This is a genomic window from Paenibacillus humicus NBRC 102415, from assembly GCF_004000905.1.
In the GTDB taxonomy this organism is placed as follows: Bacteria; Bacillota; Bacilli; order Paenibacillales; family Paenibacillaceae; genus Paenibacillus_O; species Paenibacillus_O humicus.
The window spans coordinates 13,544-31,890 of record NZ_BIMD01000056.1 but is presented as its reverse complement, the minus strand read 5'-3'; the positions used below and the strand labels follow the sequence as shown (position 1 = coordinate 31,890).

General features: G+C 61.2%; 18 protein-coding genes. 2 read left to right on the top strand and 16 right to left on the bottom strand.

Annotation, left to right across the window (positions count from 1 at the left end):
- From PHU01S_RS22590 to PHU01S_RS22580, 3 genes are all read right to left on the bottom strand, one after another.
- Window positions 1–3,804: hypothetical protein (locus PHU01S_RS22590; RefSeq protein WP_164763163.1), on the bottom strand; the 3,804-nt coding region annotated here is incomplete at its 3' end.
- 359 nt (window positions 3,805–4,163) lie between these two features.
- On the bottom strand, window positions 4,164–4,613 hold the full coding sequence (locus PHU01S_RS22585) for a GNAT family N-acetyltransferase (protein WP_246029312.1): 450 nt from the start codon (window positions 4,611–4,613) through the stop codon (window positions 4,164–4,166).
- 115 nt (window positions 4,614–4,728) lie between these two features.
- A complete protein-coding gene (locus PHU01S_RS22580; RefSeq protein WP_049869412.1) occupies window positions 4,729–5,226 on the bottom strand; it encodes a hypothetical protein in 498 nt (165 codons plus the stop codon).
- Between the two features lie 174 nt (window positions 5,227–5,400).
- On the opposite strand from PHU01S_RS22580, the gene PHU01S_RS27025 reads away from it, so the two are divergent.
- Entirely contained in the window at window positions 5,401–6,636 is a 1,236-nt protein-coding gene (locus tag PHU01S_RS27025) for a DUF4269 domain-containing protein (RefSeq protein WP_164763162.1), read from the top strand.
- Between the two features lie 154 nt (window positions 6,637–6,790).
- Here the strand turns inward: PHU01S_RS27025 and PHU01S_RS22570 are convergent, their stop codons facing one another.
- The 12 genes from PHU01S_RS22570 to PHU01S_RS22515 all read right to left on the bottom strand — a co-directional run bounded on the left by PHU01S_RS22570 (window position 6,791) and on the right by PHU01S_RS22515 (window position 15,326).
- Window positions 6,791–7,159 carry a DUF2500 domain-containing protein gene (locus tag PHU01S_RS22570; protein ID WP_127510067.1) on the bottom strand — a complete coding sequence of 123 codons (369 nt, stop codon included), beginning with the start codon at window positions 7,157–7,159 and terminating at the stop codon, window positions 6,791–6,793.
- 10 nt (window positions 7,160–7,169) lie between these two features.
- The gene (locus tag PHU01S_RS22565; protein WP_049869411.1) at window positions 7,170–8,081 is read right to left on the bottom strand and encodes a 5'-3' exonuclease; all 912 of its coding nucleotides are present in this window, start codon (window positions 8,079–8,081) and stop codon (window positions 7,170–7,172) included.
- A 5-nt stretch (window positions 8,082–8,086) separates the two neighbouring features.
- A complete protein-coding gene (locus tag PHU01S_RS22560; protein WP_127510065.1) occupies window positions 8,087–9,304 on the bottom strand; it encodes an aminotransferase class I/II-fold pyridoxal phosphate-dependent enzyme in 1,218 nt (405 codons plus the stop codon).
- Entirely contained in the window at window positions 9,297–9,668 is a 372-nt protein-coding gene (locus PHU01S_RS22555) for an arsenate reductase family protein (RefSeq protein WP_021879493.1), read from the bottom strand. Before PHU01S_RS22555 ends, PHU01S_RS22560 begins: the two co-directional genes overlap by 8 nt.
- On the bottom strand, window positions 9,665–10,687 hold the full coding sequence (locus tag PHU01S_RS22550) for an RluA family pseudouridine synthase (RefSeq protein ID WP_232313127.1): 1,023 nt from the start codon (window positions 10,685–10,687) through the stop codon (window positions 9,665–9,667). The genes PHU01S_RS22555 and PHU01S_RS22550 overlap by 4 nt, the downstream gene beginning before the upstream one ends.
- Window positions 10,677–11,249, bottom strand: a complete 573-nt coding sequence (locus PHU01S_RS22545) for a cob(I)yrinic acid a,c-diamide adenosyltransferase (RefSeq protein WP_048747412.1) — start codon at window positions 11,247–11,249, stop codon at window positions 10,677–10,679. The genes PHU01S_RS22550 and PHU01S_RS22545 overlap by 11 nt, the downstream gene beginning before the upstream one ends.
- Before the next feature lie 209 nt (window positions 11,250–11,458).
- Window positions 11,459–11,689, bottom strand: a complete 231-nt coding sequence (locus PHU01S_RS22540; RefSeq protein WP_049869407.1) for an aspartyl-phosphate phosphatase Spo0E family protein — start codon at window positions 11,687–11,689, stop codon at window positions 11,459–11,461.
- Between the two features lie 122 nt (window positions 11,690–11,811).
- Window positions 11,812–12,972: an aminotransferase class I/II-fold pyridoxal phosphate-dependent enzyme gene (locus PHU01S_RS22535; protein WP_232313129.1), complete on the bottom strand. Its 1,161-nt coding sequence runs from the start codon at window positions 12,970–12,972 to the stop codon at window positions 11,812–11,814.
- 66 nt (window positions 12,973–13,038) lie between these two features.
- Window positions 13,039–13,530 (bottom strand): Lrp/AsnC family transcriptional regulator, encoded by a 492-nt coding sequence (locus PHU01S_RS22530; protein WP_048747415.1) that lies wholly within the window; start codon window positions 13,528–13,530, stop codon window positions 13,039–13,041.
- Between the two features lie 282 nt (window positions 13,531–13,812).
- Window positions 13,813–14,286, bottom strand: a complete 474-nt coding sequence (locus PHU01S_RS22525) for a spore coat protein (RefSeq protein ID WP_021879497.1) — start codon at window positions 14,284–14,286, stop codon at window positions 13,813–13,815.
- Between the two features lie 27 nt (window positions 14,287–14,313).
- A complete protein-coding gene (locus PHU01S_RS22520; protein ID WP_021879498.1) occupies window positions 14,314–14,538 on the bottom strand; it encodes a hypothetical protein in 225 nt (74 codons plus the stop codon).
- Window positions 14,539–14,654: 116 nt separating this feature from the next.
- Window positions 14,655–15,326, bottom strand: a complete 672-nt coding sequence (locus PHU01S_RS22515; protein ID WP_127510063.1) for a YwrJ family protein — start codon at window positions 15,324–15,326, stop codon at window positions 14,655–14,657.
- Window positions 15,327–15,538: 212 nt separating this feature from the next.
- On the opposite strand from PHU01S_RS22515, the gene PHU01S_RS22510 reads away from it, so the two are divergent.
- On the top strand, window positions 15,539–16,657 hold the full coding sequence (locus tag PHU01S_RS22510; RefSeq protein WP_083436497.1) for a CotH kinase family protein: 1,119 nt from the start codon (window positions 15,539–15,541) through the stop codon (window positions 16,655–16,657).
- Window positions 16,658–16,740: 83 nt separating this feature from the next.
- Here PHU01S_RS22510 and PHU01S_RS22505 read toward each other — a convergent pair whose 3' ends face one another.
- Window positions 16,741–18,153: an MFS transporter gene (locus PHU01S_RS22505; RefSeq protein ID WP_164763161.1), complete on the bottom strand. Its 1,413-nt coding sequence runs from the start codon at window positions 18,151–18,153 to the stop codon at window positions 16,741–16,743.
- Window positions 18,154–18,347 lie beyond the last annotated feature (194 nt).

Here is an 18,347-nt window from a genome sequence, read left to right as displayed (position 1 = left end):
GAGCTGGCCGCTTCCCACGCTAGACTCCGCGAGATGCTCGCTCTTCACGCTGCCTTCGGCTAGCTGGACGCTTCCCACGCTAGACTCCGCGAGATGCTCGCTCTTCACGCTGCCTTCGGCTAGCTGCTGGCTTCCCACGCTAGACTCCGCGATATGCTCGCTCTTCACACTGCCTTCGGCTAGCTGCTGGCTTCCCACGCTAGACAGCGCGATATGCTCGCTGTTCACGCTCTCCGCGGCCAGCTGCTCGCTCCCTACGCTCGACGCCGCGATATGCTCGCCCTTTACGCTGCCCGCAGCCAACTGAGCCGAGCCCACGCTGCCCGGCAGCAAATGGCGGCCGGCGACGCTTTGATGTGCAAGCTGGCCGCCTGTAATGCTGAGCGGCGCGATATGCTCGCCTCCAATGCTTGACGGCGCGATATGCTCGCCGGCCACGCTGCCGGCAGCAAGCTGCCCGCTGCCGACGCTCGACAGCGCGATATGCTGACTGCCCACGCTCCCGGAAGCCAAATGCAAGCCGGTCACGCTGTCTTCCGCCAGCTGCAGCGAATCTACGCTGCCCGGCGCCAAGTTGCGGCCGGTGATGCTTTGCCGCGCAATCAGGTTCCCGGTAATGCTCTCCTGGACCACATGCTCGCCGTCCACGCTGGCTCGGGCGATATGCCTGCTCTCCACGCTGCCCGCAGCCAAATGGCTGCTCCCGACGGCCGAAGGCGCGATATGTCCGCTTCCCACGCTGCCTGCGGCCAACTGCTCGCTTCCGACGCTTGAAGGCGCGATATGCTCGCTTCCCACGCTGTCCCCGGCCAGCTGGCCGCTGCCGATGCTCGAAGGCGCGATATGCCCGCTCCCTACGCTGCCGGTGGCCAGATGGCCGCTGCCGATGCTCGAAGGCGCGATATGCTCGCCGCCGACGCTGCTTGCCGCCAAATGCGCGGAGCCGATGGAACGGGCTCGCAGATGCCGGGCTTCCACGCTGCCTTCATGCAGCTGCTCCGCTCCGACCGCTCCCGCCGAAATGTGGTAGCCGAGCAGCGAAGCCGGCTTGAGATGTTTGCCCGCCAGCGTCTCCAGCCCGACATGGACGCCGCTTATGGCGCCGCCTTTGATATGTTCGGACTGAATGGCGCCCTCCTTCATATGAGAAGCGTCGATGCTTGCCGGAGCGATCTGCTGCTCTCCTACCGAATGCCGGGCAAGATGCTCCTGTCCGACGCTGCCCGGCTCCAAATGCTCGGAGGCGACGGCGCCAGGAGAAATATGGGCCGACTCGACCGCATGCTCCCTGAGTTCCCTGGAGCTGACAGCTCCCGCCTGAAGCTGCTCCTCCCCTACCGTTCCTGCAGCCAGATGCTCCTGACGGATGGATTCCGGAGCAAGGTGGACAGGACGGATGAGCTGCGGCGTCAAGTGCAGCCCAAGAATGCTTTCCTGGGCGATGTGGACGCTTTGCACCGCTTCCGGGGCGATCGCTTTGGCATGGACGCTGTTAGCTTCCAAATGCCTTTCCTTCACGGCCTGGTCGGCCAAAGCATCGGAATCGATAAGGCCGCCTGCGAGATGAATGGATGTTACCGCCCCGGCACGAAGGTGAGAGCTGCCGACGGATGCATCCTGGATATGATCGGCTCCGACGGAGGATGTCTTCAACTGGCTGCTTCCTACGGAGCTGTCGGCCAGCTTCGACTCGGTCACGCTTCCCGGCGCGATTTTGGATTCGGTTACGGAAAACTCCGTCAGCTTGTCGGATGTTACCGACTCCGGGGACAGCTTGAGCGAATTCACCATATAATCGGCCAAATGCCTCGCGGTCACGGCTCCTTCGGCCAGCGCCCGCCCGCTCACCGAGCTGTCGGCCAGCTTCGCCTGGCTCACGGAGCCGTCCGCAAGGGACGCTGTCCGGATCGAGCCTTGGGCGATATGCCTGGCGTCGATGCTTCGGTCGGCCAGATGTCTTCCCGCGATCTGGGCTTCGCCAACCGCCTCCGACGTCACCGCCGACGGTCCGATCTGGCGGGCGCGGACGGAACCGGGCGCAAGATGGCTGAATCCGATGCTGTCGTCGGAGACATGGCGGCTCTGCACGCTTTCGGGTGCCAGATGCTCCGATCCGACGGAATCCTCGGCCAGCTTGGACCGGACGACGGAAGCATTTCCGAGCTGCTTCGCCGTCACGGAGCCGTCCTTCAGATGCCCGGTTCCGACGCTGTTTCCGGCGATCTTCTCCTCCGTCACCGCATCGTCCGCCAGATGCCCTTCGAGAATCGAGCCGTCCTTCACATGGAAAGAAGCGCTTGATTCAGCGGCCAGATGCCGTTCCGACACACTTCCGGAAGCAAGCTTGGAGCCGTCCACGGCATCGGATGCCAGATGCTTCCTCGAGACGGCCTGATCCGCGATCTTGGACTTGCTTACGCTTTGGTCCGCCAGTTTGGACGACGTGACGGCATGGTCGGCAAGCTTGATCGTCGTGACCGAGTCCGGCTGCAGGTTCACGGATCCGACGCCTGCATCCGCCAAATGAACGGACGACACCGCTCCCGGCGAGATATGGTCTCCGGCAACGGCGAAGGGCTGGATATGCTCGGGACCGACCGCATTGCGCTCCAGCGCATTGGAGCCGACCGCTTCATCCGCCAATTCCCTGGAACCGACGGCTCCCGCTGCCAGATGCCTTCCTTCCAGAGATGCATCGGCGACGTGACCTCCCTCCACGCTCTGCGGAGCCAGATGGCTGCCTCCGATGGAAGAAGGGGCGACATGGGAGGCGTTAACCGCTTCCTCGGCCAGCTTGGCTGAAGTAACCGCGCCGTCTCGAAGCTTCGATTCCGTGACGGCTTCGGCCGCAAGCTTGGCGTTGTCCACGGCTTCATTCGCCAGCGCGGGCGTATCGACGGACTCCAGGGCAAAATGGATCGATTGAATCGATGATTCCGCCAGCAGCTCTCCGGAGAAAGCTCCCGCCTTCAAATGCCGCGCCTCCAGGCTTCCTTCGGCGATCTTGTCGCCGACGATGGAGCGGTTCGCCAGCTTGTCGGAACCGATGCTGCCGGAACGGAGCTTGGCCCCGGAGATGCCTCCGTCCGCGATGATTGCTCCCGAGACGGCTCCATCCGCGAGATGTTCGCGCAGCACCGTTTTATCCGCGATTTTATCCGATGTGACGGCACCGTCCCGGAGCTTGGCGTTGTCTACGGCCCCATCCGCGATCGCCTCCGAGCTTACCGATCCCGGCTGCAGCTTGCTGCGGGACACCGACGCCGACGCCAGCTTGGCTTCGCTCACGGAACCGTCGGCCAAATCGGAGGCATAGACAATCGGGCCCGAGCTTCCGCTTCTGCGCCGCTCGGCCAGCCGCCGGTCCGCAGGGGCAGCCGTTTCCTCAGCCGCAGAAGCAGGCGCCGCTTCCTTCGTCTGTGCCCGGCCCTCCGGCTGTTCCATCTCCTCCGAGTCGCCGGACTTTCGCACGTTCGCCGAAGGATCGGCCTTTTCCGGGATCGCCGGAATCGCCTCCGACGGCAGATCCGTCTCCGGCTTCTCCAGCACTTCCGTGGAGTCGGCTGGTGCAGGAGGAGCTTCGACGCTGCTGATCGCCGCTATTTCGGAGCCGCCGCTGATCTGCTCCTCGCTTTTCAGATCCTTTTCTTCCTGAAGGAGCCCGTTATCCCCGCTGATCTGCGCCGTATCCCCGCCTTGGCCTCCTTCCGCCTCGTCGAGCCAGTTGATTTCCGATATCGAGGAATCTTCCACGAAGAACACTTTTCTGGCTTTTGGCCTTTTCCCTTTTCTGCTGTTCGCCATAACTCTGTCCACTCCTTGTTGCCCGGCTTCATTATCGCTACTATATGCAGAATGCTTGGGCTTTTGACTCCATGTGGGACAGCTGTTCGCAAAAAAATAGGCAGGCTTCGGCAAAATCCGGCGCTTCCCCAAGCACCGCGGCTCCACATGGAAAGGAGGATCGGCATGCCTTTATGCGGCTGTCTGCCGGCTACAAGCCCATTTCCAGCCTGATCCAACGGCGAAGCAGGCTCTTAGCGGATGAACCTGCAAAAAAAAAGAACAAAAAAAGGAATCCGGGGTTTCCCCGGATTCCCTTTTTCAACTCCGCCCTGCCGCCATCCAGCGCTCGGAGTGTTGAGAACGCATCTGGAATCAAGCTAAGCCTTCTCCAGCAACAGCTCGTACGTCAAAAAAACGGTGTCGAGCTCATATCCTGCCTGTTCGTAAAGAAATCTTGCCGCCGCATTGCCCGCAGCGGTCGAGAGCTGGACCGACCTGGCCTCTCCCGCAGCCGCGCAGTCTCGAACCGCCTGCAGCAGCAGCTTGGCAGCCCCTCGCCCGCGCCATTCGGCATGCACGTACAGGTCGTTCAGAATCAACACTCTCCTCATGGATACCGACGAGAACACCGGATACAGCTGGGCGAACCCGATTGGAACGCCTTCTGCCGCTGCGGCGAACAAAATCGATTCTCCCCGAACGAGCCTTTCCTGCAGGAATTGGTGCGCCCCTTCCACATCGGAAGGCTGGCCGTAAAAGATCCGGTACTGGTCGAACAGCGGAGCGACGGCCGCAGCCTCGGCTGCATCGCATCGGCTGACGCTGATGGAATCGCTTGTCCTATTCATCTTGGTTCCGCCTCCAGAAGTGTTTTTCCCTACTATAAGGCGTCCGAGCGCCATAGCCCATGGAGGCAGGCGACAAGAATTTGGACTTTTGATGCTAAGCCTTCGGCTGGAAGCCCTCTTCCTGCAAATATTCCTCGGCTTCCTCGAACGTCTCGAAGGCCATCTCCAGGTTCATGCCGGCGTACAAATACCAGAGATCGTCCTCGCTCCTCAGCTCCAGCTCATCGCCCTCCGGGCTTACCCAGGCCGTTCTCGCCATGCGGCGCTTGCGGGCGGCCCTGCTTTGGCCGGGCTCGCGCGCAGGTCCGGACGGCGGCGCGGACAAGGACTCGATCGATGCGGCCGCGAGCTCCCGCAGCTGCTTTTCGTCCAGATCGCGTATGCTTGCATACCCTTTGCCGTCGGTTTCGTACCCCTTCAGCAGGCCGGCGTATATATATCCGCTTCCATTCGGATGGAGCCGGTATCCGACGGTTTTCTTCTCGTGCAGGCTTCCTTCGAAGTGGAAGTTCACCCGTCCCATCGACACGTCGTTGCGCGTCAGCTCCGGGAACGAGGATAGGATGTCTAGCTTTTCTTGGAACGATAACATGTGAAACCTCCGGTAATGGGATTGTAATGTGCATTATAGCATAAGATGCCGGCTGTCGGCCTTGCAAGCCTGTCCGAAGTCCCGTGTCCGTGATAGAATGGAATGTTGCCGCTGGATGAGAGGGCCCCGCCATTCGGAACCTTATCCATAGCAGGCCAGGAGAGGAGAGCGACAATGAACATCAGCGAATACAGCCTGGACAGGCTGGCGTCAGGAACGCCGAGACAGCGCTCGGCGGCTGCCGCACTGCGCGAGCTGGATCTCTTCGCCATTCTGGAGGCGTATTCCCCGGTGCTTGCGGGCACGGTCCCTATCGACGTGGACATCCCCTCGAGCGATCTCGATGTCATCTGCGAAGCAGGCGACCTGGAACGTTTCCTTCGAGAGACGGAAGCCAATTTCGCTCATTTGGATGGGTACTCTTCGCGAAGGCATCTCTCTCAGGAGCTGCCTTCCGTCACCGTGTCCTTCCGCTGGAAGGATTGGGCGTTCGAGCTGTTCGCGCAGCCTCGCGAGGCTGTCCGGCAAAACGCCTGCCGCCATATGGTTGCAGAGGGCAGGCTTCTGAAGCTGTCCGGAGCCGAAGCGCGCTCGGCCATCCGGAGGCTGAAGGAGCAGGGCATGAAAACGGAGCCGGCGTTTGCACGCCACTTCCGTCTCAGCGGCGATCCTTATGCCCGGCTGCTGGAGCTGGCGGATGCAGGCGACGAGGAGCTGCAGGCGATTGTCGAGGCAAGGATGGACTGGGGTCTTGAAGGAAGCCTCGAGAAGCGGAAGATGGTGGAGCAGACCGAGGCATATGTGAAGGAGCAGCTGAAGGACGACTTCAGCGGCCACGACTGGTTCCATATCAGCCGGGTCGCCAGGACGGCCGATGCCATCGGAGAGGAGGAGCAAGCCAACCGCTTCGTCTGCCGGCTGGCAGCGCTGCTGCATGATTTGGCCGACGACAAGCTGCGGGATGGAGAGGAAGCCGGGCTTCGGGAAGTCGGAGACTGGCTGGAACGCCTTCAAGCCGACGAAGGTACGATCGCCGCCACCCTGGAAATCATTTCGACGATTTCCTACAAGGGGGGCGGAAGGCCGCCCATGGCGACCCTCGAGGGGCAGGTTGTCCAGGATGCGGACAGGCTGGACGCGATCGGAGCCGTCGGCATTGCCCGCGTATTCGCTTATTCCGGCGCCGTAGGCAGGCCGATCCATGATCCCGGCTTCTCTCCTCGGGCTGCCTTGACGCCCGAGGAATACCGCGGCGGCGAGGGAACGGCGATCGCGCATTTTTATGAGAAGCTGCTGAAGCTGAAGGACGGCATGAATACGACGGCAGGCCGCCGCTTGGCCGCGGAGCGCCATGCCTTCATGCTGGAATACCTGGAGCAATTTTACGGGGAATGGGACGGCCGGCGCTAAGAGGACACGCGCAGCTGAAGCCAGAGAGAATAGAGCCGCCGGGCTTCCGGCGGCTCTATTGCGGCTTCATGCGCGGCGGCCGGATGTTCGGGCTTGCATCCGGACAGTTGCGGCCGCCGACATGCTGCGCAGGGACACGCGAGGTGCAGCACGGTCAGCTCCCCGCGCCGGAAGCATGCATATGCCGTTCAAACCCTTTGTACCGCGTTCCCTGGTAAGTCAGCTCTCCGACGTCTCCGGCGACGGGCAACCCGAACTCGTCCGCAGGCATTCTCAGCTCCACAAGGCTGCCGTCGACGAATTCGAAGGCAGCGTAATAGGCGGCGCCCGCGCTGAAGTCCCCGCTTCCGCCCGAAACTTTCGTTCTCTTGTCGACGACTTTGCAGCTGATCGTAATCATTTCGGCTGCGTTGTCGCTTCCCCAGGCGAACACCCCCTTGCCGATGACAAGGACGAAGACGAAGCTTCCGATTAGGAAGACAAGAACGATGGCAAATAAAAAAGGACGCCATCCGGCGTCCACATCGGTTCGTTCAACTGATCAGGCTGATCAGGCTTCTGAATTCCAGCTCTTCGAATTTCTTCTCGACGAGAGCGCGATTGACGGACCAGCAGCAATCGTCCATCGCCAGGGCGACCGGAGCCTCGCAGTGGATCGTCGCGAGCCTCCGGGATAAATGGAGCATGTCCAGATCGGCCTCGATCTTGGCCCGGACCGTCTTGGACAGCAGCTCCAGGCTGGCCAGGATGCCTTCAACCGAACCATGCTCCTGAACGAGCTTGTGGGCGGTCTTCTCGCCGATGCCCTTCACCCCGGGATAGTTGTCGCTTGCATCGCCCATGAGCCCCTTCACGTCGATGATTTGCGCCGGCGTCAGTCCGCGCTCCTCCAGCAGCGTCTGAGGCGTGTACACCATATAATTCCCGTGGCCCTTCTTCATGATGACGACCGACACCTTCTCATCCACCAGCTGCAGCATGTCGTGGTCTCCGGTCAGCACGAACACCTCGTGCTCCCGGCCGTGCAGCTTCGCCAGAGTGCCGATGCAATCATCCGCCTCGAAGCCGGGAGCGCCGATGTTCGGCACGCCGAAGCTCGCCACGACCTCCTTGACGAGATCGAACTGGGGAATCAGGTCATCCGGCGCATCCGGCCGGTTGGCCTTGTACAGCGCGAACTCTCCCGTGCGGAACGTGGTGCTCCCAAGATCCCAGCAGCAAGCGACATGGGTAGGCTGGAACTTGCGCACGGCATCCATGAAATAACGGACGAAGCCATGCACCGCGTTGACCGGCAGACCGGAACTCGTGCGCCGGACGCTGCCGCCGTAAGCGGTGGCAAAGTAAGCCCGGAATAGAATGGCCATGCCGTCGACGAGCAGCAGCCGCGAACCCGCCTTCTCCTGCAGAACGGGCGGTTCCTCATTCCATGTGAATAAATCCATTTTCCTTATTTCCCCTCTCCCAAGCCCTGCTTTTTCAGCCAGGCTCCGATTCTCTCCGCCGCCTCTCCCAGACGGTCCGCGCTCTCGACAAGCGCGATCCGGACATAACCCTCTCCCTCGCTCCCGAACGCATCGCCGGGCACGACGGCTACGCCCGCGTCCTGCAGCAGCCGCCGGGCAAACCGGCGGCTGCTCCAAGCGGCGGCGCCTGCTGCCGGCCGAGGCACTGCCGCCCACAGAAACATCGTCGCATCCGGCTTCGGCACGCTCCAGCCCGCCCTTGACAGCGCTTCGGCGAACCGGTCCCGTCGCTCCTCGTAGATGTCGCGGAATCCAAAGTAGCCGGGATCGTCCATCGCCTCGCGCAGGGCGGCCGATGCTGCTTCCTGCACAGCGGGAAAGACGCCGTAATCGATGTTCGCCTTGAGCTCCTTGAGCGCTCCCACGGCATCTGCGCTGCCTGCCATGAAGCCGATGCGGCAGCCGGCCATATGGAAGCTTTTGGACATCGAATGGAATTCGACAGCGATTTCCTTCGCGCCTGGAAGGCTCAGAACGCTGAAGGGGCGATAGCTCCCATATCCCATTTCCGAATAGGCCAGATCAAGGACGAGCAGCGTCCGGTGCCTGCGCGCCTTGTCCACGAGCCGCTCCAGCACGTCCATCCCTGCCGCTGTCCCGATCGGATTGCCCGGCAGGCCGATGAGCACGAAGCGCGCCTTGTCCCAGACGTCTTCCGAGAGGAAATCGGGATCGGGCAGAAACCCGCCCTCCGCCCTCAAAGGCAGGAAGGCGGCCTCCACTCCCGCTACCGCAAGCGAAGCGGCGTAGATAGGGTAGCCGGGATCCGGCACGATCGCCGTGTCGCCGGGATTGCAGATCGCCGTCGCCAGATGCGCCAGCCCGTCCTGGGAACCCATCAGCGTCACGACCTCCGTCTCCGGATCCACCTCCGTCCCGAACCGATGGCGCAGCCACTCCGCCGCCGTCCGCCGGAATTCGATGCTCCCCTCGGACGACGGATACCGGTACGCCTCCGGCCGCAGCGCCGCTTCGGCGAGAGCTTGGCGCACCGCGGCGCTCGGAGGCAGATCCGGGCTGCCGATGCTGAGGTCGATCACGTCTAGACCGGCTGCGGTGGCTTCCCGTCTCCACCGGGCCACTTCGCTGAAGATCGACGAGCCGAGCCGGTCCAGCTTGTCCGAGCGCCAGGAGCTACTCATGCCAGGCAGCCTTGTACGACTCCGGCTTGAAGCCTACGGTGACCTTCTCTCCGTCCGTGGCGATCGGCCGCTTGATCAGCCTGCCGTTCGAGGACAGCAGCTCCAGCTGCTCCTCCTCGGTCATCGTCCCGAGCTTGTCCTTGAGCCCAAGCTCCTTGTAGACTTCGCCGGAGGTGTTGAAAAACTTTTTGAGCTCCAGCCCGCTCTTCTTGACCAGGGAGCGGAGCTCATCCTTGGAGGGCGGCGTCTCGAAGAGGGGAATCCGCTTCACGCTGCGTCCCGCTGCCTCCAAATCCTTGAGAGCCGAGCGGCAGGTGCCGCATTTGCTGTATTCGTACAGGATCATTTCCTTTTTGTCGCTCATCTTGTCCGTCCTTCTCCTTCATCATGTCCTTGAATGCTGTCCTGCTGCAGCAGCCGCTCCAGCCGCTCCAGATCGGGCGGCAGCGGCGCCGTGAATGTCATCTCTTCCCCTGTCATGGGATGCTCGAAGGAGAGCATCTCCGCATGGAGAGCCTGCCGTCCGGCGGCTTCCTCCCAGCTGCCGACGCCAGCTCCGGCCGCGGCCGGGCCGTACATGAGGTCTCCGATGAGCGGGCAGCCGATCCAGCCCATATGGACCCGGATCTGATGCGTCCTTCCCGTCTCCAGCCGCAGCCGGACTTTGGAGGCGCGTCCGCCGTAGACGGCCAGCGTTTCATAGCGGGTAGCGGAAGCATAGCCGGACGGAGTCACGATCCGGTGATGGGGAGAGTCCGGATCCCGGTCGATCGGCGCGTCGATGCGGGCGGCCGGAATTTCCGGCACTCCGTACGTATAGGCCGCATATTGCTTGCGGATGCGTCCGTCCCCGTGCTGCTCGGACAGCTGCTGATGCACATAAGGGTTTTTGGCGAGCAGCACGAGCCCCGACGTATCCTCGTCCAGGCGGTGCACCGGCCGGAACCTGACGTTCTCGCCGGCCTGCTGCCAGTGGTGCACGGCCGCATTGGCCAGCGTGTTCGTATAATGGCCGTGGGTCGGATGCACGACCATGCCGGCCGGCTTGCTCGCGAGCAGCACCCATTTGTCCTCATACACAATTTCCAGGGGCAGGTCCTGCGGCAGGATATCCTCGGAGCGCTCCTGCTCCATGCGGATTTCCGCGATATCCCCGGATGACACCGGGTCGCCGGAGTAGGCGCGGACGCCGTTGATCATAAGCCCCTGCTCGGTCAGCTTGAGCCGGGAGAGGAGCTTGCGGGAGACGCCGAGACGCCGCTCAAGCAGCTTGCTGAGCCTCCAGCCGTCCTCCTTCTCTCCGGCCTCGATCCGGATCGGCTCATAATAACCGAATGGCGGGGCGATTCCTTGCGAATACCGTTCCGAAGTTCTAGCGGTCACCACGAAATACATCCGCTCCCCGCACGTATTCGGTATCGGCCGTTCCCGTCCGGAAGTTCGCCGCCCGCGAAGCGGCGAAGAAATAATCCGAAAGCCTGTTCAAGTATTGCAGGACGCCCGGATTGATTTCCTGTGCCGCAGCCAGTGCCGCTGTCCGCCTCTCCGCCCTGCGGCATACGGTCCGGCATACATGCAGCGCGGAAGCCGCCGCCGTCCCGCCCGGCAGGATGAATCTTCTCAGCGGAGGCGTCTCGGCGCTGAGGTCGTCGATCCAGCCTTCCAGCTTCAGCGCCATCGTCTCCGACACCTTGAGCTGCTCCGGCCTGGGATCGGCATAGCTGAGATCCGAGCCGCAGTCGAACAGCTCATGCTGGATCATCTCGAGCTGCCCCGTCAGATCGTCCAGCCTCGGATTGCGGGCCGTTTCCGCTCGGGCCGCCCCGGTGAAGGCATTAAGCTCGTCAATCGTTCCGTACGCTTCCACGCGGGCGTCATGCTTGTCGGCTCTGCCCCCGATCAGCGAGGTCTGACCGGAATCGCCGGTTCTTGTATAGAGCTTCATCGCCAGCCTCCTGCACTTATTGGGATAGGTTCCATTATACCATACCGGGCGGCTCCCTCTCATTGTGCGGCTGCTTCCAGCTTCAAGGACGAGCGGCAGCTTCGAATCTTCTATTTTGAAGCCCCCTTAAGCGTCCCTCACAGGGAAGAAGAAACGGATGCATGCAAAAAAACCCGCTCCGGCAACGCCGGGGCGGGTGGGTCGGTGGATCAGCTCAGCTGGCAATGGAGAAACTCGTTGATCTTCAAGTCCAGCCTTTGGCTCGCGGCCAACAGCTCCTCGGACTGAAAGCCTGAAATATCCTCATAGATGGTCTCCATCTCTTTGCGAAGCGCGTCGATTTCTTCGGAGAGACTTCTCAAAAGCGGGGACCAGTCGGGAATCGTTCGTACTCTTGGCTTCGCTTCTGCCGCTGATAGACCATTCATGCCTGCCGCCATGCTGACATCCCTCCCCGCTTGCAATTGCAATCTTTTTCAATCCGGAATGCCGTTCAATCGACAGGATGTAAAAAAATTGAATTTTTATTAGTCCTGATTATAGCAAATCATCTTCCCGATGCCTACCTGATTTTATGGACGAACGCTCCCATTCGATCCAGCGCTTCGTTGAGCTGCGTGACGGAAGTCGCGTAGGAGCATCTCAGATGCCCCTCTCCTCCCAGTCCGAACACATTGCCCGGAACAGCCGCCACGCCATGCTCCTGCACGAGCCGTTCCGCGAATTCCTCCGAGCTCAGCCCTGTCGAGGCGATCGACGGGAAGGCATAGAAGGCTCCCTGCGGCTCGTGGCATTGCAGGCCGATGTCGCGCAGCCCTTTGACGACGAGGCGGCGGCGCTGGTTGTACGACTCCATCATGCGGTACATCTCTTCCATGCCGTTCGTCAGCGCCTCCAGCGCGGCGACCTGCGCCATGTTGGAGGCGCACATGACCGTGTACTGATGGATCTTGAGCATCGTGCCGATCAGCTCGGGATGGCCGCATGCGTAGCCGATCCTCCAGCCCGTCATGGCGAACGCCTTGGAGAAGCCGCTGACCAGAATCGTGCGGTCCTTCATTCCCGGCATGGAGGCGAAGCTGACATGCTTGCTTCCATAGGTCAGCTCGGCATAGATCTCGTCGGAGATGACGACCAGATCATGCTCCTCCACGACCTTGGCGATAGGCAGCCAGTCCTCGTAGGTCATGATGCCGCCGGTAGGATTGCTCGGATAGCTGAGGATCAGAATTTTGGAGCGGGGCGTGATCGCCGCCCGCAGCGTGTCGGCCTGAAGCTTGAAGGCATGCTCCGCGAATGTTTCCACCCCGACGGCGACTCCGCCGGAGAGCGTCGTAATCGGCGAATACGAAATGTAGCTCGGCTCCGGAACGAGAATCTCGTCACCGGGACTGATCAGAGCCCGCAGAGCGAGGTCGATCGCTTCGCTGCCGCCGACCGTTACGAGAATTTCCTTGGCCGGGTCGTACGCGACGCCGAACGAGTCGTTCAGGTATTGGCCGATCGCTCCTCTGAGCTCAGGCGTGCCGGCGTTGGACGTATACTGCGTCTTGCCCGCTTCCAGCGAGGCGACGCAGGCGTCGCGGACATGCCACGGAGTGACGAAGTCCGGCTCGCCTACGCCAAGCGTGATCACATCCTTGCGGCTGTTCGCCAGATCGAAAAACCGGCGGATTCCGGATGGCTTGATCGCCCTGGCGCTCGGGGACAGGTAGTCGGACATGGAACGGCGGACAGAAGGTTCGGACGGACTTGGAGTCTTGCTGGAGATGGTCATGATCCGTCAACCTCACGGAGTGACCAGCAGCCGCTGATCCCCTTCTTTTTCTTCGAAAATGATGCCGTCCTGCTTGTATTTCTTCAAGATGAAAAATGTCTTGGTCGAAAGCACCGAGTCGATCGTCGACAGCTTGCTGGAGACGAACGAGGCCACTTCGTTCAGCGTGCGGCCCTCCACCTCGACGAGCAGATCGTACGCTCCAGACATCAGGTAGACCGTCTTCACTTCCGGATACAGGTAGATCCGCTCCGCAATGCCTTCGAAGCCGCGGCCGCGCTCGGGCGTAATCTGAACCTCGATCAGAGCCGTCACTTTCTGGTCGTCCACCTTGCTCCAGTTGATTACGGGCGCATATTTGACGATGACGTGATCCTGTTCCATTTCCGCGATCGCCTGCTCCACCTCTTCCTGTGGCTTATCAAGCATCGTGGCGATCAGTTCGGGGCTCCTGCGAGCATCTTCCTTAAGCAGCTCGAGCACCTTGAATTTCATTTCGTTCATCGTCTTTGACTCCCTTCCTGAAGCGTTATAAAGAACATTTTACACCGTTAACAAGCTATTTGGAAAGCGAAATCGCAAGCTTGTCCGCCGGATGTAAATCATCCCCGCGCTGCTCGCCCCGGCCTCCAGCGTCGTCCCGCTCCCGGTTCCGCAGACTCCCCCTTCGCGGCAGACTTTCCGGCCGCAGCAGAGCCGTGCGCCGGAGGCCGATCTTGCGAAGCAAGGTCCGGCGCAAAAAAAGACAGGCAGGGAACATGTCCCCGCCCGCCTTCTTCCGGCTGCTCAACTATAGAAATGCTGGCGCTGATGATCCTGCAAGGGCTGCGGAATCTGAGGCTGCACATACTGCTGCGGAGAGTGCATCTGCGGCTGCATGTAAGGCTGCTGCGATTGCGCCTGAGGCTGCATAGGCGGCTGAGCCGCCTGGCCGCTCATCCGCTGATGGAGAAATTGCTGCGTCTGCTGCTGCTTCTGCTGGAACGAAGCGATATTCTTCTGGATGTCCTGGCGCAGCGCAGGCGAAGGCTCCGTATACATATTCGCCTGCTGCATGGCGTTGAACAGCTCACCCTGCATCTGCAGGGTGCTGTTCGTCAGCGACGTGAACATCTTGCGAACTTCAGGACAGGAGCTCTCCGTCGCGGCCGTCGCATATTCGCGCACGACCCGCTTCAGGTCGCACAGGACGGTATTGGCCCATGCGTCTTCCGGGAACGGTGTCTGCTGCATGGCGGTTTGATTTTGCTGCTGAAACATGTATTAGCCTCCCTTTTCGATTGGATCTCAGCTTTGCGGCGAGGACGGAGCCATCGTCTGATGCTGGTACAAGCTGTTCAAGAGCGTTGCGTAATTTTGCTGATGGTTCATGACCATTCTCGACGCGAGCTGGCTGACGCCGGCGTTGCCGACGCTTGTCGCCATGCAGGCGCATTGCTTCATCAGCAGATCCTCATTGGTCATGGAATCCGAGATGTATTGAATTTCCTTGCCCGTCAACGGTTGCAGCATAGATGCCCACTCCCTTGGTTTTGAATTGCTTCCAAGCTGTAGGATGCCCGGACGGACTGTCAATATGTACCCTCGGCGCCATCTGCGGCAGAAGGACGAATGGCCGGATTCCGAGGTTAGAGATGCAGCGCTTCGATAGCGGAGAAATGCAGGCAGACGCTGCTGCCGGAGGCATCCGTCAAGGTGACGAGCTGGCCTTCAATGGCGGTAAGAACGCCGGACAGATCCGGCAATTCGCCTCTTCCGGCAACGATGAACTCCCCTTGCAGCTTGGCCAGCTGCTGGGAGAAGCTGCGCGCCAGGCCGAGCGAAAGCGGGCGCAGCGGGAACTGCTCCGGCGTCAGATGGTACGGCGCCAGGCCGGGAGGGTAGGGCGAAAGGCAGCGCAGGCTGCCGAGCGGAACAAGCACGGCCCCGTTCATCGGGACGCAGAAGATCAGGAAATCGTTCATGACTCCGGCCAGATAGCCGTGGAGCTGCCGGTTGGAGGAAAGCTTGATTTCGGAGAACGAGCCTTTGGAGGCCAGCAGCATCTTGCGGTAGGTCATGCGCTCGGACGGGGTGCGGTAAGGATGGTCTTCGACGATCGGGGAGACTTCGGGGGCGGGCACGGGGGAAAGGGACAGCTCTTTGACCTGCACCAGCGGAATGTAGCCGTAGCGCCGGGACGGGAGGATGAACATGGAGAGCATGTCTTCGCCCATCTCGCATAAAAGTCCCTCCAGCCTGCCGCCTCCTTCCAGAACGACGGTTACGAAGCGGTTCTGCCAGGGATGTTCGGGTTTCATGGATGCTGTTGGATCGCCTCCTCCTTGAAGGAAGACTCTTGGACGGATATCCGCTCTTCCTGTCCCCAGTATATGCAGCCTGTCTTCCCGGCGACAGGGAGGTTGGCGGAGCGGGAGAGCTGCCGCTGCCGAACCATCCTGCCGTATTCCGAATAGGGTAACGCATGGGCGGATACGCCGCTGGCGGAAGGCGGCAAGAGGAGGATGGGCATATGCGGGCAGGAATTCCGGAGCGGTCGGTGTTGATGGGACCGGATCAGAGGTCGGAGCTTGACCGGGATATATGGAGCCGCAGATATGTGCCTGCGAAGCTCGGCATCGGCGGACGGATATCAGGCGCAAGAATCCGCTACAGAGGCGGACACACGCGGGAATACGCGAAGAAATCCTACGAGATCCAGTTGGAAAGCGGGCTGGTCCTTCATTGGAATGCGGAATCGGATGATCCTTCCATGATCCGCAACGCGCTCAGCTTTCATTTCATGGAGCAGATCGGAGTCCCTTCCCCGCGCACCCGCCCGGTATGGCTGTCGGTCAGCGGCAGGCCGGACGGCATTTATTTGGAAATTGAAGCCGTCAATTCCCGCTTTTTTTCCATGCGCGGAATCCGCTACCGGTCTCTTCTGTATGCAGCCAACGACAGCGCCAACTTCGAGCTCAAGGATCCCGAGTCCCGGCGCCGCAAGCGATCTCTCGCCGACGGGTATGAGTTCATCGAGGGAGACGGGGACACGCTTGTCCGTTTATCCGACTTCATCGGCGGGCTCCACCGGCTGAAAGACTCGCGCCTGCAGGAGGCGATCGAGGAGCGTCTTGATTTGGACCTGTATTTCAAATGGCTGGCCGGCGCCGTCCTCACCGGCAACTACGACGGCTTTGAGCAGAATTACGCCTTGTACGAGGATGACGCTTCCGGCCGCTATGGCATCCTTCCCTGGGACTACGAAGGCTCATGGGGCCGCAACTGCTTCGGCAAGCCCTGCTCGGCCGATCTCGTGCGGATCCAGGGCTACAACGGCTTGACTCGCCGAGTCTTCCAATTCCCGGAATGGAGAAGGCGTTATGCCGAAGAGCTGGAGCGCATCATGGAGACGGAGTTCACGGAAGAGAGGATCGGTCCCGTCGCGGGCGGCATGCTGGAGAGGATCGCATCGGCCGTCAAGCTCGATCCGGCGCGTGCAGCGACGCTGAAGGCGTTCGGCGGAGAGAAGGCGTTCATCCTCGCCTACATCGGCAAACGCCGCCGGTTCGTGAGGGCGGAGCTGAAACGCTGGCTGGGGAATGAGGTCAGCTTGCCTCGCCGGCAGCTGGCGGGCGGCTCCTCAGACTGAGCTTGTCGGACGGTTCCCAGACCAGGCGGTCAAGTCGGCGGCGCTTCTAGACTTTACCTACAATCGGTTGTTTTCCCAGACAATCACGGCCGTCTCTCCCCCGCTGCCGTCGCCGTCTGCCCCTGCACCTTCAGGGAACGCCTGATGAACCACCAGCCGGCGATCGGAGCGGAGCCCAGAATAAGCAGAAGCCAAGCCAGCCGATCCGGACTCGGGGTTCCTCCGGAAGCTACGACGAGGAACGCCCCTACTCCCGCTACGCGCCCGACGGTGAGCGAGGCTTCTCTAAGCACCGTATATTCAACCCTTCTCCTTGCCGAGTCCTCGCTTCTTCCGATCAGATCGAACACGGCGGAAGTCATGGGAATCATATACAACGGAGCGAACAAAGACGTTCCGATTCCAAGCAGCAGCAGCGTGGAATACTTGACTCCGGCCAGAAGCGGAACGATGACCGCCGTCATGGCCAGCGTACCTGCCAGCATAGCCGCGCTCCGTCTGGATGGCCGCAGCAGCTTGCCGCAGATCCAGAAGCTTACCAGAGCGACAAGCGAGGTGACGAGATAAAAGCTTCCGAGCTGCTTCTCCCGCTGTGTCGCCGCATATACGGTCAAGCCGATCAGGAACATGAAGACGCCGTCCCTCAGGCCTTGAAACAGAATGGCCGGCACGAAGCGGCGCCACGGGCTCGATGGATCCCTCAGCTCCCGTATGGCCATGAACCATTGATACCGTCCTTGAGGCGGTCTTTTTTTCAGCTTGGCGCTGATGACAGCGGCCAATACGAACAGAGCAAGCGACAAGCCGAAAATAACCGCATATCCGGCATCGCCTCCACGGGCGGCGATAATGATTCCGGACAGCCATGGCGCGAACATGCCGACCCCTGAGCCGAGCAAGCCGGCCCACCCGTTGAACCGGTCCCGGTTGTCCCTTTCGGTAATTTCAAAATAGAGGACATTGTAAGCGAGCCAAAAAAATCCGCCCGCAATGCCGTTCAGCATGCCGAGCGGCGCGGCATAGCTCCGGGCGGCTCCCCCTAGCAGCAGCACGCTCAAATAAAAGATGCCGGACAAAGCGACGCCTGTCCTCAGCGACAGGACCAGACCCTTCTGCTTCACCCAAGCCCCGGCGAGCCATACGCATATCCCTCCGCATAAGTATTGAAGCAGGGAATACATGCCGACCAGGCTGTAGTTGTGGCCCGCCTTGAACAGGTAGACCGGTACGAACGTCCCCGAAAAGGCATTCGCTGAATTGAATAGGGTCAAAACGGCGAGCAGCATCGCGGCTTGGCCGTCGATGGCTGCCTTGCCCCGGCTTGCAGCCTTCTGCCTGCCGTGCGGAGCCGAAGAGCCGGCGTCCCGCCCGATCGGCCTTTCCCCCGCCATGGCAGCCGCTTCCATGTCCCCTCTTCCCGGTTCGTCGCCTTGTCCGGGAACAGGCATGTCTGCCGGAGCAGACAGCCGCCGCCTGCGATGTTTGCGCGTGCTCATATGTGCAACCACCTCCATCGTGACAGCATTCCCCGGCTTTAATGTTCGTCTTCATGCCTTTTTTTGGTTCAGCCGGCAGTCATTCTTCTTGAGGCTTCCCGCTTGGAGCAGCGGCTGGAAAAAACAAAAAAGGCCGCCCCTAGTCATGTTGATGACTTGAAGGACAGCCCCGGCTGTTTGTTCAGCCGTCGGTT